Below are 14,216 nucleotides of genomic sequence, written 5' to 3' on the forward strand. Positions count from 1 at the left end.
CGCAGGCCGGGCAGTTAAGATGGCACCATATTGAAAACGCATCTTAATGCTCATAGAACATCAAGATCGATTTCAACCATGCTGTATGACTTTTTAAAGGAGTTACAAAATGTTTAATTTTTCCAAAGACCATGTTGAAAATACAACGGATGATTTAGCTAAAAAATCTGACCAAGCCATTGAAGAAATTGCAGCGCAAGTCAAATCCACCGCCAATGATTTGCTGGACGCAGTCAATGACACGGCTGACACGACACAAGACAAGGCCAAGGCCTTGATTCACACCCTGAAAGCAAATATCGACCGTTTGACCAGCGAAGAAAATGCAGCGGCATTGGCTTCTAACCTGTCAGCGAAAGCAGGCCGTGTGAAGGATCAGGTACAGCGTGAAGTCAGCGATACCTATCACACCATCAAGGACAAAACCGCTGACACGGTGCAAGAGCATCCACTGGGTACGGTACTGGTAGCCGCTGGCGTCGGTTTGCTGATAGGATACCTGTTGGGCGCCAAGCGTCGCGAATAATTAAGGAAATCTATGTGGTTAAACCTCCTGAAATTTGTGGCTGTACTGTTTCTAGACCGTAAAGTCTCGGCATTGAAGGATAATTTCATCAATTTGCGCCATCATGTGGCTGACTATACCGAAGACAGAGCGCAACACATGAAGCAGGATTTTTTGGAGGAAACCCAACGCATGGCTACCAGCATTGTCGGCCTGCTGGTGGTCTTCAGCATGTTTATTTTTACCGGCTTGCTCGGGTTGATGTGGCTGTTTTCCATCTTGTGGGAGAATCCACATCGCACCTTGATTCTGGGGCTGGTGATGCTGGTTCCTGCCGCCATCGGACTGATTGTGTTTTTGGCAGTGCGTGCACAGTGGTATAAAAAACCCTTGTTTGCAGATTCGCTGTCAATGATCAGTCATGACTGGCAGGTATTCCGCAACGAGATTGCGCCACCGCCACCGGCAACACCTGAAGATGAGGGTGGCGAAGCAGCTCATACTGAAAAACCGGCTTCTGACACCCCAAAACAATAAGAGAACCACATGAAAAGAATTCTTTTGGTAGATGATCACAGTATTGTTCGTGATGGTTTACGTAACCTGATTGAGCTTGAGTCTGACCTGCAGGTCACCGGAGAAGCAAGCTCAGGCTCAGAAGCCATCCAGCTGGTACGCAAAAACGAGTTTGATGCCATGGTACTGGATATATCCATGCCGGATAAAAACGGGGTTGATACGCTGCATGAGCTTAAGCACGTCGCCCCGACCTTGCCGGTGCTGGTGCTGAGCGGCTATTCTGAAGACCAGTATGCATTGAACCTGATGCGTAACGGCTGCAAGGGCTATTTATCGAAAAATGCGGATTCAGATGAAATCATTCAGGCCATCCGTACCATTGCCAGCGGCAAACGCTATATTTCGGCCGAACTGGCAGAGCTGATGACCAATGAACTGAGTCATCCTTCGGAAAAGCAGTTACATGAAACCCTGTCCGACCGCGAGTTTCAAGTATTCGTCAAGCTGGCTGCGGGGCAGACCCCAACGGCCATTGCAGAGGAGCTCTTCATCAGTATCAAGACCGTGAGCACTTATCGCAGTCGCATTCTGGAAAAAATGGCCATGAAATCAAATGCTGACCTGACATACTATGCCATTAAATATGGGCTACTTAACTAAAGAAAAATCACTAACAAGGCGCCCTTTTGTCATGTCAGCATTCAACTTGCTTAAATTAGATCACCCAGGGAGTCATTGGTGAGATTGTTATGTATAGATTATTGTTAGTTGAAGATTCTGCGTTGATCCGTGATGTCATTGTGGAAATGCTGCAAGACTGTCAGCAGCTTGATATCCAGGATGTCGCCACCACCAGTGATGAAGCGATCAACCTGCTCAATGCCCATGAGTACGACATGGTCGTGCTCGACATTGAGCTGGCCAAAGGCACGGGCTTTGATGTGGTCAGGCATACCCGCCAGCAGAGCTACCCTTACAAAACGCCTGACATTGTCATGTTGACCAATCATGGCAACAGTTACTATCGTAATCTGGCGCAAAATATGGGCGTAGAGTATTTTTTTGACAAGTCCTTGCAGTTTGATGAGTGCATAGACATCATTCAACAGCGTGCCAGCCAGATCAACTAACTACCTTTCTTAACCCTGGCCCGACCCGGCCTGAAACACTGCGGTGCTTTGATGTCTTTAGAAACCTGGGAATTACTGAGCTATGTGGTCACCGTGGTCGGCTTGCCGCTGGCCATTGTGACGTTTGTGCTTGAACAGCGCAAAGAGCGCGAAAATGAAGATGAAGAGGTCTACCAGTTACTTGCAGATAACTACACGGATTTTCTCAAGCTGGTGATGGCTCACCCCGACCTGCAATTGCGCTCCAACCGCGAATCCCTGGCGCTCAGCGCCGAACAGGAGGAGCGCAAACTGGTGTTGTTTGAAATCCTCATTTCACTGTTTGAGCGCGCCTATTTGCTGGCTTACGATCCCGACATGCGTGGCAAACGCTTGCGCCGCTGGATGTCGTGGGAGGATTACATGCGTGAATGGTGCCAGCGTGAAGATTTCCGCCAGCACCTGCCACGACTGCTGGTCGGCGAAGATGCTGATTTTGTGGCCCACATTAGCCAGATTGCACATGAAGTCGCCTCTGCGCAGACGCGCTAGACCCACAGCTGATGACGCTATCCAACCACCCCTCAACCGCTATTTTTTGATGGCGGTGACTTTAAAGCCCGCCTGCCTGAAGGCCTGTAACAAGCCATTTTTACCGGCCAAATGCGCCGCACCAACGGCAATAAACACACGGCCTTGTCGCGCCTGCTCCAGACTACGCTCGGCCATCATCACATTGCGTTCGTCCAGCAACTTGACGCGCATGCGTTGCCACAAAGCGGCCGGCAAAATGCCACGCGTCATGGCATCATCCATATTCGCGACCTGATCGGCATCCCCCGCCAGATAAGCCTTCATCAACCGTTCAAAGTCTTGCTCCTTTTGCTTTTGGCTGCGTTTGAGCACCGCACGCAACATGAGCAACTGCTCATCCATGGACAAACTATCCATGACACCAAAATGCGCTTGCGCACTTTCTAATCCCACAATACGTTTGTCGAACTCCTCTGCTTTAGCTTTAAGCAACAGATCTTGCGCAAACGGCGTTTGTGGCTTGGGCAAATCAAACATGACTGCCAGCAACCAGGGTTTCATTTTGACCACCGCATCCATCGGGATCACGTGCATGTCTGCCAGCGCAGCGACCTGCTGCAATTCTGCTTCAGAGAGTAACTGTTTCAAATTGCTGTCTGGCATTTGCAAAAGACTCACTGGCGGCGCCTCTGCTACCTCCAGCATAAACATATTCACATTTTTAAGCGCCTGAATCACCGGCGCTGAAAAGTTGGTGACCCGGTTATCGTCGGTATGCATAGTGCCAAACAGGTAACTGACCTGGCCATTGGGCGCCTCCAGCTGCCAGAACAGGCCTTTCTCAGCCGCTTGCAGCAGTGGGGTTACCATCAATAAACACAGGGCGAACAAACGGACACTTCGCATCAAATTCCTCACTTTTTGTGATTAGCTAAACAGTTGCAAACCCTCAGCAACCGGCATTGTGACATCGTCTCACAAATAAATATCCGCTGCCATGATTGCAAGGCATCAGGCCGTCATTGCCAGCCCCCACGCCGAGGACTACCATAGGCAGGTAGCTCCATGATCGAGCACTCAAGGATACAGCGACACTTCCCCCTCAACCCCGGAGACAGCCAGATGAAAAGCAACAAACGTTTGATTGTTTTATTTGATGGCACCTGGAACGACCCGCAAGACCTGACCAACGTCTACCAACTCTCGACCTTAATCGAAGCCAAGGATGGCGACATTGAACAGCGTTTTTTCTATGAACCTGGCGTGGGGACCGGCACCGGCGAAAAGTTACGCGGGGGTTTATTTGGGTATGGCTTGAGCAAAAACCTGCTTAAAGGCTATGACTGGCTGGTCAGGCGCTATCAGGCAGGCGATGAAATTTGGGTGTTTGGCTTTAGCCGTGGCGCGTATACGGCCAGAAGCCTGGTCGGCTTGATCCGAAAATGCGGGTTACTCAACACCAGCACACCAGATTTGCTCGCACGCGCTGAAGCGCTCTACCGCGACAAATCCGCTGCACCGGAGAGCCCCCAGTGCCTGGCGTTCAGGCAGACCTACAGCCAGGAAGTCCGTGTCCATTTTCTGGGAGTTTGGGATACCGTCGGCGCGCTCGGCATCCCCGGCACCATGATTTCAGAGCAGGGATTTTATGCCTGGCATGATACCGAGCTGTCAAAAATCGTTTCTTATGCCTACCATGCGATGGCAATAGACGAACACCGTGAAGCTTATAAAGTAGCGATGTGGACTAATGCAGACGGCCAGCAAAAACCTGAGAACATTGCGGTGGAGCAGCGCTGGTTTATCGGCGCGCACGCCAATGTCGGCGGCGGTTATGGCCATGACCCGCTGGCCACCATTGCACTGGGATGGATGCTGGACAAAGCCCGTGCCGCAGGCCTTAAACTAAAACCGTTTTCAGTGGCCCCTAATGCCTGCTTATCGAGCCCCACAGATGCATACAAAGCGTTTGCTTATGGACTGTATGCTTTTTTCAAGGGCTTGTTTAGCAAAGGCGATGGTAGATTTTACCGGCCTTATCGTGGCAGCCCAGTCACGCCCTCCCCCGACCTAGCCACTGCGTTGCAAGCCCTGCCGGTGACGGCGGTTAACGTGACGCTGGATAGTTCGGTAGCGGAAAAATGGTTGGCACAAGCCGATTATCGCCCGCCTACGCTGCTCAATGCAGGCATAGCGCCGACGCAAGCGCCACGCTAATCCATCAATGTTTTTTGCTACGCGGCGCGTGCTTTTTCGGGCTGGCAAAGCTTTTGGTCTGGTTAAAGCCTTTGGGTAATGGTTTGGCCTGGAAGCGGCTGCCGTCCGATTGAACGATTTGTGGCAACACGGCAGGCTGGTACGCGGGCACCAGGTGCTTTTTACCATTGCCAATCAAATCCGCTCTGCCCATTTTCTTCAATGCTTCACGCAGCATCGGCCAGTTTTGTGGATCGTGGTAGCGGATAAACGCTTTATGCAATTTGCGGATATTGCCTGCTTTAGGGACGGGCACGGTTTCAGAATCCGCCGTCACTTTACGCAGCGGATTTTTACCGCTGTGATACATGGCTGTGGCCATCGCCATCGGCGTCGGCGTAAAGGTTTGCACCTGATCCAATCTAAAATCATTACGCTTGAGCCACAAGGCTAGATTGAGCATGTCTTCATCGGTGGTGCCTGGATGCGAGGCAATAAAATACGGGATCAAATACTGCTTTTTACCCGCCTCGGCACTGAAGCGCTCAAACATGCGCTTGAACTCATCATAGGCACCCATGCCCGGCTTCATCATTTTGCTTAGCACATTCTCTTCAGAATGTTCAGGCGCAATCTTGAGATAGCCGCCCACGTGATGCTGCACCAGCTCTTTCACATACTCGGGCGACTTTACGGCCAGGTCGTAACGCAAGCCGGAACCGATTAAAATCTTTTTGACACCGCGCAGGTTGCGCGCCTTGCGATACAACTGAATCAGCGCAGAGTGATCGGTATTGAGGTTTTCACATACGCCCGGATAGACACAGGACAACTTGCGGCAATTCTTTTCGATTTCCTCAGACTTGCAAGAGAGGCGATACATGTTGGCGGTCGGCCCCCCCAAATCCGAGATCACGCCCGTGAAGCCATCCACCTTGTCGCGGATTTCTTCAATTTCACGCAAAATCGAGTCTTCTGAACGGCTTTGGATAATGCGGCCTTCATGCTCGGTAATCGAACAAAAAGTACAGCCGCCAAAGCAGCCACGCATGATGTTGACCGAGAAGCGGATCATTTCCCAGGCCGGGATTTTGGCATCGCCATAGGCCGGATGGGGCTTGCGGGCATAAGGCAAGTCATACACATAATCCATCTCTTTGGTCGTGAGTGGAATCGGCGGCGGATTGAGCCAGACCTCCCGGTTGCCATGCTTTTGTACCAGTGCCCGTGCATTGCCCGGGTTAGACTCCAGATGCAACACGCGTGAAGCATGCGCATACATGACAGGATCACTCACCACCTCTTCATAAGAAGGCATGCGGATCACCTGACGTTCGCGCGGCACTTTGGCAGCTTTCAGCGGTAAAGGCAAGCTGATCGCCGCGGCATTGGCGTCTTTCGCCTGATCATCCGTTGCGCAACTGGCATCGGCTTTGCCCATTTTCATCGCATAGGGGTCTTCGTGCTTATCCACCACCCCTGGCCGGTCGAGACGGGTAGAGGGCACCTCCACAAATTCATCTGGCACTTGCTTGCGGATAAACGCGGTGCCACGAATATCCTCAATCTCATGGATCGCTTCTCCACGGGCAATACGGTGCGACAGTTCGACAATGGCACGCTCGGCGTTTCCAAACACCAGCAAGTCCGCCTTGGCATCCATCAGGATAGAACGACGGACTTTATCTGACCAGTAATCATAGTGCGCTATGCGGCGCAGGCTGGCTTCAATACTGCCAATCACCAGCGGCACATCTGCATAGGCCTCTTTACAACGTTGAGAGTAAACCAGTACCGCGCGATCAGGACGCTTGTTGGCCTCGGCATTCGGCGTATAGGCATCATCCGAGCGTATCTTGCGGTCCGCGGTATAGCGGTTGACCATGCTATCCATATTTCCGGCCGTGACGCCAAAATATAGATTAGGTTTACCCAGCACTTTGAACGGTTCTGCCGACTGCCAGTCTGGTTGCGCAATAATGCCCACACGAAAACCTTGCGCCTCAAGCAAGCGGCCAATCAGGGCGACGCCAAAACTGGGATGGTCAATGTAGGCATCGCCGCTGACCAGAATAATATCGCAGCTATCCCAGCCCAATGCATCCATTTCGGCGCGACTCATGGGCAGCACGGGGGCGGTGCCAAAGCGTTTCGCCCAATATGGACGGTAACTTTGAATGGGTTTGGCAGTGAGGGAAGTATAGATTTCCACGCGGGTAACCAGCTAATGCTTGAGAGTTGCGCATTTTACGCATTAATTGATTGATTTGAAAGATTTTTTTCACAACATTCAGGTGAGTGCCACCTCACTTGGCCAAATCAATCACAATCATTCACCACCACAAACCATTCCCAAATATTTGTGTAATAAATAAGACGACATTTATTTAAAATTGGGCTCGCACAGGGGCCCAGTCTTATAAATGATTGCAGTCAGTTGTAAAGCCATGTATAAACAAAATGCAGGACGGGGAAATTACTTATAAAATAATTACATAAACTTACAATGAAGCACTACACTCTTTTTAAAAAAATCCTTTTACCACTGACCAGCTTGGGGTTGCTGATCGGTCTAGTTTCTTTCGCATTTATTTTCAACGCGCATTTAAACAATATCGAAACCCAGGCTCAGGAAGAAACACAAAAACTGTCCAACCTGTTGATCACGGCGAAAACCCTGGTCAGCGAACATGTATTCTCAAGTATGGCCTTGCTCAAACAATATGGCTCGCTTGAAGGCCCGCCCAATATTAACGGCACGACCCAGATACTGGGAATGGACGTCCCAAACTTGCAATTTGGGGATACCCCTCAAACCGGCAGCACACTACTGGTCGATTCAGTGACACGCATAGGTAGCGGTACCGCCACCATTTTTGTCAAACGTGGCGGGCAGTTTCTGCGGATTTCGACCAATGTCAAAAAAGCGGATGGCACCAATGCCTTTGGCACAGAGCTGGATCCGTTTGGCAAGGCGATTGTCGCACTGCAAAAAAATCAGGCTTATTTTGGCGTGGTAGATATCCTTGGGGAATCGTATCTCTCCCGCTATGAACCCATGCAGGATAATCACGGCAACCTGATTGGGGCCTGGTACGTCGGTTACAAGCTTGATTTCAACGCCATTGACCAGGCGATCCGGCAATGGGGATTTTTGAAAAAAGGCTTTGTGGCCATCACCGACGGACACGGCAATATCCGCTTTCTAACCAATGGACTGACACGCCTGGAGGCAGAAACCGCCCTCAAAGATAGCCAGCACCGCTGGACCAAGGTCACGCGGCAGGTACCAGAATGGGATTTTCAGATCAATATTGTGTACCCGACCAGTGAGGCTTACTGGTCTGCACTGGGCGCGCTGTCGCCTTTGATGATCATTACCTTTATCCTGACATTGGTCGTGCTGATTGCCATTGTCAGCGGCTTGCAGCGATTTGTGTTGAACCCCTTGGGCGGTGATCCCGAGACAGCCAAGCATTTATTGATGCGGATTGAAAGCGGCGACTTTGCCGAAGACCAAACCACGGCAGCCCCAGACAGCCTGATCGCCAACATGCTTAAAATGCGCAGACGCCTGCGTGAAATGGTGAGCCAGCTGCAGGCCAATGCCAGCCGGCTAAAGGTCTCTTCCAGCGTGTTTGACCATGCCCATGATGCAATTTTCATTACCGACACCCAGGGACATATCATTCAGTGCAACCCCTCCTTCAGCGTGATTACAGGCTATGCACAACCTGAAGTCATGGGTAAAACTCCGCAACAACTGGGCATCGCCTATCAGCAACCAGATCTGTTCCAGTCCTTGTATGACAGCCAGCATGGCTTTCAGGAGTGGCAGGGCGAGGTCTGGAACCGTCATCAACAAGGTCATGAGTATCTGGTAGAACTCGAATTGTCGCCAGTGCTCAACCAGGCGGGCGAATTTCAGCATTATGTCGGCCTCTTTTCAGACATTACGCGCGCCAAAGAGCAACAAAACATGCTTGAGCATCTGGCTTATCATGATGTGCTGACGCAACTGCCTAACCGCGTATTGTTTTCGAGCCGATTGCAACAAGCGCTACACGAAGCGGAAAGCCAGTCGACGCTGGTGGCCATTTGTTATATTGACCTGGATGACTTCAAAATCGTCAATGACCAATACGGCCACGAATACGGTGACCGTTTGCTCATGCAACTGGCAGCCCGACTGAATGGCCTGCTCAAACCGCAAGATACCCTGGCCAGGCTCGGAGGCGATGAATTTGCCATGTTGTTGTGCGGGCTACGGACGGCCAACGAATATGCACGACTGCTCAAAAAGTTGCTGACGGCGATTGAAAAACCGTTCAAGGTAGATAAATTCAAGTTTTCCATTTCAGCCAGCATTGGCTATACGCTATACCCGATAGACCGCAACCCGCCAGACACCTTGCTACGGCATGCTGACCATGCCATGTACCATGCCAAAACGCACGGTGGGCATCAATGCCATTTGTTTGACCTGGCGTCAGCGCAGCAATCCCAGCAACAGCAAGCGTTGCTCAAGGACTTGCTGCATGGCATCCAAAACAACCATATTCGCCTGGTTTTCCAACCGCAAGTCTGTATGCAGTCTGGTGAAATTTTCTGTTTTGAGGCTTTGCTGCGCTGGCAGCATCCGGTGCGCGGACTGCTCTACCCTAACGACTTCCTGACCGCGGTCGAACATACCAATCTGATTGTGGATATTGGTAACTGGGTGATAGAAGAAAGCTTGCGCCAATTGAGCGAGTGGCAAAGCCAGGGCTTGGACACACAAGTCTCCGTCAACATCGCCGCCCAGCATTTAATGCATAAACAGTTTCCGGAACGATTGGCTGACTTGTTTAAAAAGTATGCCATGATCAAGCCGCAACAGCTGCATATCGAGATCACCGAAAGTGCTGCCATCAGCGATTTTGCCCGCGTCAACCGCGTCATCCAGCAATGCCAGGCGCTGGGCGTTGCATTCTCGATTGATGATTTTGGCTCAGGCTACTCCTCGCTGATTTACTTGCGCCGCCTGCCAGTCAACATCATTAAAATTGATCAGTCCTTTATCCATAACATGTTAAGTGACCAGGAAGACATGGCGGTGATCCGTGGCGTGATTACGCTCTGCCGCGACTTCGGCCGCAAGGTGGTGGCTGAAGGCGTCGAAAAAGCCGAGCAGGCGCAGATTCTGGCCGAACTGGGCTGCGACTATGCCCAAGGGTTTGGCATCTCGCGTGGCATCCCCGGCCATAAGGTTATAGAATGGACGAGCAAGCACAATCCGTTTAAGTTCTAGTACCGAATGCAAACGCGTGCGGGTAAGGGCCTGTATCAGGCCCGAATAAAGCGTGCGTAATGACGTATTGAATATCAGGCTGACTTTACTCATGTGCGTTAAAGGATAGCTATGTGATCACCAGACTCATCAGTATCTGGCAATCACGGAGAGCCGACTAAACCGTAATGCGATTAACTTGCGTCCCTACACCACCGCAATGACTGTTTATGCATGACAATTACTATCCTCTCCCGGGCGGGCCGGTGCGCATTCTCGCAGCAGAGACCCCATTCCCGAACTTACAGCAGGCGTTGACAGAGCCCAACGGCCTGATCGCCATCGGCGGTAGCCTGACGCCACGACGCCTGTTGAGCGCCTACAAACAAGGGATTTTTCCATGGTTTAGTCCGGGCGAGCCTATCCTCTGGTGGAGTCCGGACCCACGCATGGTGCTGTTTCCACCAGCGCTGAAAATCACCCGCTCCTTGCGCAAGGTCATCCAGCAACAGCCGTTTGAGTTACGCATGAATACGCAGTTTACCGCCGTGATGCAAGCGTGTGCTTCCACCCCGCGCCCAGGTCAATCCGGCTCATGGATCACCAATGAAATGATTGCGGCATACAGCGAGTTGCATGCCATGGGCTACGCGCATAGTATGGAAGCCTGGCAAGATGGGCAATTGGTTGGCGGTTGTTATGGGGTCAAGATTGGCCGCATGTTTTATGGTGAAAGCATGTTTCACCATGTCAGCAATGCGTCCAAAGTGGCATTTGCGCATCTGGTGCAATGGTTAATCACGCAACAAGTCGGTATGATTGATTGTCAGATGCATACACCGTTACTTGCCAGTTTTGGTGCTTATGAAATTCCCAGAGACCGGTTTATCGAAGAATTAACGCATTTAGTGCAATATGACCCTACCTAACGACGCACCTCTGCAAAAATTACAGTTTTATGTGACCACCGCTTACACCTGTGGCTATCTGCCTAAAAAGCTGGCGCAAAGCCTGATTGCCACGCCGCAGACACTGGTAGATGGCCGCGTGTATAGCGGACTGATACAGCAGGGCTTTCGCCGCAGTGGCAAGTTTGCATACCGGCCGCATTGCGAACATTGCAATGCCTGCATTTCGGTCCGTTTGCCGGTACATGCGTTTGAAGCCACGCGTAGCCAGCAACGGGCATTTAAGAAGCATGCACCTTTACAGGCCACCATCCGTGAAGCCAGTTATGATGCAGAACACTTCGCCCTGTACCTGACCTACCAGCAACAGCGTCATCCCAGCAGTCTGGAGTCAGCCATGCCGCAAGAAGACGAAGCGACGCAATACCAGCAGTTTTTATGTCAAAGCAATGTAGATAGCGTAATGGTCGAGTTTAGAGATGCACAGCAGCAGCTCAAGATGGTCAGCGTGATTGATATTGTCATGGATGGTCTGTCTGCGGTGTACACGTTTTATGATACGCATGACAAAGCGAGTTATGGCACCTATAGCATTCTCTGGCAAATCGAGTGGGCCAAGCAACTCGGCCTGGACTATTTGTACCTGGGCTACTGGATTGCAGACAGCCAGAAAATGGCTTACAAGCAGCAGTTCCAGCCGCAGGAAAAACTGATTGAGGGCATATGGGTGCGGTAACCCAGCGGGGCAAGCGATGAAGACGCCTGATTCAATACGTATGCAAAGTGTCTCCGTACAGTCGCTGGCCAGGCAGTTTTGTCATGGTCAGTACGTGAATACCGTGGATGCTGCTTTATGGCGGCAAACCTTCGAATACATCGCTCGAATTCAGGATGAATCCGGCTTTGACCAATCAAGCATTGCCGCATTGTGGCGACAATATGGCGGCGATTTGCGCGCCTTGATTAAAAATGACGCATTGGTACTGCGCGTGCTGAAAAAATGCTTGGCCGACACGCGGCATCAACCGCTGCAGGGACTGACCCTGTATCGTGGCGAAAGCTGGTTTTTGTTTGATCAAGACCAGATTGGCTTTTGCTGGACACCCTCGGAGGCGCTGGCCACCAGCTATGCCAAAGGACTCAACGCCGTAGAATCCGGTGGCGTTCTGCTCAAATGCTTTGCTCCCGCAGAAGCCATCCTCGCAGTACCTCCATCCGCTAGCGAGATGAAACAGAACACCTACATTTGTGACCCTGGCGCTCTATTGCGCATGACCACCCTGGCGCTATTTCCAAAACTCTAAATCCATCCGGTGTAATTAAACCGGATCACGCCATTGCCCATAGCCTTTAAATTGGGCATGGACTTCAAGCATTTGCGCAGGCGTCAGCAAGCGGAGCTGCCCAACTTGTAACAGTCGCCAGTACTGCTCACACAGGTTTTCCACTTCTACCGCCACGGCCAGTGCGTGGGATAAATCCTTGCCCAGCGCGATCATGCCATGATGTGCCAGCAAACAGGCCTTGCGCTCATGCAATGCAGCGAGCGCAACCTCAGACAGCGCCTGGGTGCCAAACAAGGCGTAGGGCGCGCAACGGATATTATCTCCACCCACGCTGGCAATCATGTAATGAAACGGCGGCACGTCGTGCCCCATGCAGGCTACCGTAGTCGCAAACATGCTGTGGCAATGCACAACCGCATTAACTTCAGGCCGCGCCTGTAAAATATCCAGATGAAAACGCCATTCGCTGGAGGGGTTTTTCCCGGCTTCAGCCCGGCCTTGCCAATCCATATGTACCATGCTGTCAACATGCAGCTGTTCTGCCGGCACGCCAGAAGGCGTCACCAGAAAACCCGTTTCTAGCCGGACACTGGCGTTGCCAGAGGTGCCTTTATTCAGGCCAGTCAGGGCCATTTGCTGGGCCGTGTATAACAACTGTTGCGCAGGCGAGCGCTTGCTCATGTTAATCGCCCAGACTATGCGTTTTCAGCGCATGCAACTGGTCTGGGGCAAACACCCCATGCTCGGTAATCACCCCTGTCACCAGCCTGGCTGGCGTCACATCAAACGCCGGATTCAATGCCGGGCTTTCACGCGGAATCACCCGGACCGTCTGTATGTCTCCTGTTGCAGTCTGCCCTTGCATATAAGCCACCTCATCCGCATCACGCATTTCAATCTCGATCTCTGCGCCGCGTGCGATCTGCCAGTCTATGGTCGGCGTCGGCACCGCAGCATAAAACGGGATTTGCTGATCAAATGCTGCCAGCGCTTTTAAATAGGTGCCTATCTTGTTGCAGACATCACCTTGACTGGTGACACGATCTGCACCGACGATGACCAGATCTACCTGACCATGCTGCATCAGATGGCCGCCAGCATTATCGGCAATCACCGTATGCGGAACTCCGTGTTGCGCCAGCTCCCAGGCGGTCAGGCTGGCACCCTGGTTGCGTGGCCGCGTTTCATCTACCCAGACATGTACTTTCAGACCTGCATCATGCGCGGCATAAATCGGCGCCAAGGCCGTCCCGCCATCCACCGTGGCCAACCAGCCTGCATTGCAATGGGTCAAAATATTCACAGCCTGATTGGCACCCACCGTGGCCTTTTCAGCGATCAAGGCTTTACCGTGCTGGCCAATCGCCAGATTCTGCGCCACATCCTCATCAGCAATCGCTTGTGCCGCCAGCCAAGCAGCTGCTGCGCGTTGCGCCACAGCTAGCGGCATCAACGTCTGTTGCATGCGCTGTGCCGCCCAGGCCAGATTGACGGCAGTCGGTCGTGTGGCAATCAGCTGCTTTACCACCGCCTGCAAGTGTTCATCGCTGGCATCCTGCTGAATGCCTAACGCCACACCATAGGCTGCCGCAGCTCCAATGAGGGGTGCACCACGGACCTGCATGTGGCGGATGGCATGACATATTTGCGCCAAAGACGTTAATTCCACCGTCACAAAATCAAACGGCAACTGCGTCTGGTCAATGATATAAACAGCGTTGGCTTGTTGCCAAATGCTACGGAAATGTTGGGATTGAATGCGCATATGAGAGGCCTGGCCAAGCACCGATTAGTAATTGTAAAGTTTGTAAAACCACTTGCTTTTCTTGTAGGACAAACACCGTATTTTGCTATCCACAAAATCTGTGGATAACTTTGTGGATTGCTGTG

Annotated in this window: 14 protein-coding genes; 10 read left to right on the forward strand and 4 right to left on the reverse strand. The window is 51.8% G+C overall.

Translation table 11 applies throughout. The features are described from left to right. Window positions 1–109: 109 nt before the first annotated feature. The 5 genes from ACT53D_RS07625 to ACT53D_RS07645 all read left to right on the forward strand — a co-directional run bounded on the left by ACT53D_RS07625 (window position 110) and on the right by ACT53D_RS07645 (window position 2,685). Entirely contained in the window at window positions 110–526 is a 417-nt protein-coding gene (locus ACT53D_RS07625; RefSeq protein ID WP_194747333.1) for an ElaB/YgaM/YqjD family protein, read from the forward strand. Between the two features lie 12 nt (window positions 527–538). After that, window positions 539–1,042, forward strand: coding sequence for a phage holin family protein (locus tag ACT53D_RS07630; protein ID WP_313983403.1), 504 nt, complete (start codon window positions 539–541; stop codon window positions 1,040–1,042). Window positions 1,043–1,051: 9 nt separating this feature from the next. Continuing rightward, window positions 1,052–1,684: a response regulator gene (locus ACT53D_RS07635; protein WP_194747335.1), complete on the forward strand. Its 633-nt coding sequence runs from the start codon at window positions 1,052–1,054 to the stop codon at window positions 1,682–1,684. 89 nt (window positions 1,685–1,773) lie between these two features. Continuing rightward, entirely contained in the window at window positions 1,774–2,154 is a 381-nt protein-coding gene (locus ACT53D_RS07640) for a response regulator (protein ID WP_194747336.1), read from the forward strand. 51 nt (window positions 2,155–2,205) lie between these two features. Further along, a complete protein-coding gene (locus ACT53D_RS07645) occupies window positions 2,206–2,685 on the forward strand; it encodes a hypothetical protein (protein ID WP_275357105.1) in 480 nt (159 codons plus the stop codon). Between the two features lie 39 nt (window positions 2,686–2,724). Here the strand turns inward: ACT53D_RS07645 and ACT53D_RS07650 are convergent, their stop codons facing one another. Beyond that, a complete protein-coding gene (locus ACT53D_RS07650; RefSeq protein ID WP_313983397.1) occupies window positions 2,725–3,573 on the reverse strand; it encodes a TraB/GumN family protein in 849 nt (282 codons plus the stop codon). A 159-nt stretch (window positions 3,574–3,732) separates the two neighbouring features. Here ACT53D_RS07650 and ACT53D_RS07655 point away from each other — a divergent pair, with 159 nt between their 5' ends. Further along, entirely contained in the window at window positions 3,733–4,884 is a 1,152-nt protein-coding gene (locus ACT53D_RS07655; RefSeq protein ID WP_476155450.1) for a DUF2235 domain-containing protein, read from the forward strand. A 4-nt stretch (window positions 4,885–4,888) separates the two neighbouring features. On the opposite strand, the gene ACT53D_RS07660 is transcribed toward ACT53D_RS07655, so the two are convergent. After that, window positions 4,889–7,075: a YgiQ family radical SAM protein gene (locus ACT53D_RS07660; protein WP_194747339.1), complete on the reverse strand. Its 2,187-nt coding sequence runs from the start codon at window positions 7,073–7,075 to the stop codon at window positions 4,889–4,891. A 294-nt stretch (window positions 7,076–7,369) separates the two neighbouring features. On the opposite strand from ACT53D_RS07660, the gene ACT53D_RS07665 reads away from it, so the two are divergent. From ACT53D_RS07665 to ACT53D_RS07680, 4 genes are all read left to right on the forward strand, one after another. Continuing rightward, on the forward strand, window positions 7,370–10,153 hold the full coding sequence (locus ACT53D_RS07665; RefSeq protein ID WP_476155452.1) for a bifunctional diguanylate cyclase/phosphodiesterase: 2,784 nt from the start codon (window positions 7,370–7,372) through the stop codon (window positions 10,151–10,153). A 209-nt stretch (window positions 10,154–10,362) separates the two neighbouring features. Beyond that, complete coding sequence (gene aat, locus ACT53D_RS07670; RefSeq protein ID WP_313983387.1) at window positions 10,363–11,061, forward strand: leucyl/phenylalanyl-tRNA--protein transferase; 699 nt, start codon at window positions 10,363–10,365, stop codon at window positions 11,059–11,061. Beyond that, window positions 11,048–11,776, forward strand: coding sequence for an arginyltransferase (locus ACT53D_RS07675; protein ID WP_313983384.1), 729 nt, complete (start codon window positions 11,048–11,050; stop codon window positions 11,774–11,776). The genes aat and ACT53D_RS07675 overlap by 14 nt, the downstream gene beginning before the upstream one ends. 40 nt (window positions 11,777–11,816) lie before the next feature. Continuing rightward, entirely contained in the window at window positions 11,817–12,344 is a 528-nt protein-coding gene (locus ACT53D_RS07680) for a hypothetical protein (RefSeq protein ID WP_476155455.1), read from the forward strand. A 15-nt stretch (window positions 12,345–12,359) separates the two neighbouring features. Here the strand turns inward: ACT53D_RS07680 and ACT53D_RS07685 are convergent, their stop codons facing one another. Continuing rightward, window positions 12,360–13,007 carry a class II aldolase/adducin family protein gene (locus ACT53D_RS07685; protein WP_338656865.1) on the reverse strand — a complete coding sequence of 216 codons (648 nt, stop codon included), beginning with the start codon at window positions 13,005–13,007 and terminating at the stop codon, window positions 12,360–12,362. A 1-nt stretch (window position 13,008) separates the two neighbouring features. Beyond that, complete coding sequence (gene mtnA, locus ACT53D_RS07690; RefSeq protein ID WP_476155457.1) at window positions 13,009–14,091, reverse strand: S-methyl-5-thioribose-1-phosphate isomerase; 1,083 nt, start codon at window positions 14,089–14,091, stop codon at window positions 13,009–13,011. Between the last annotated feature and the right edge of the window lie 125 nt (window positions 14,092–14,216).

The organism is Methylophilus sp. DMC16, assembly GCF_056314045.1.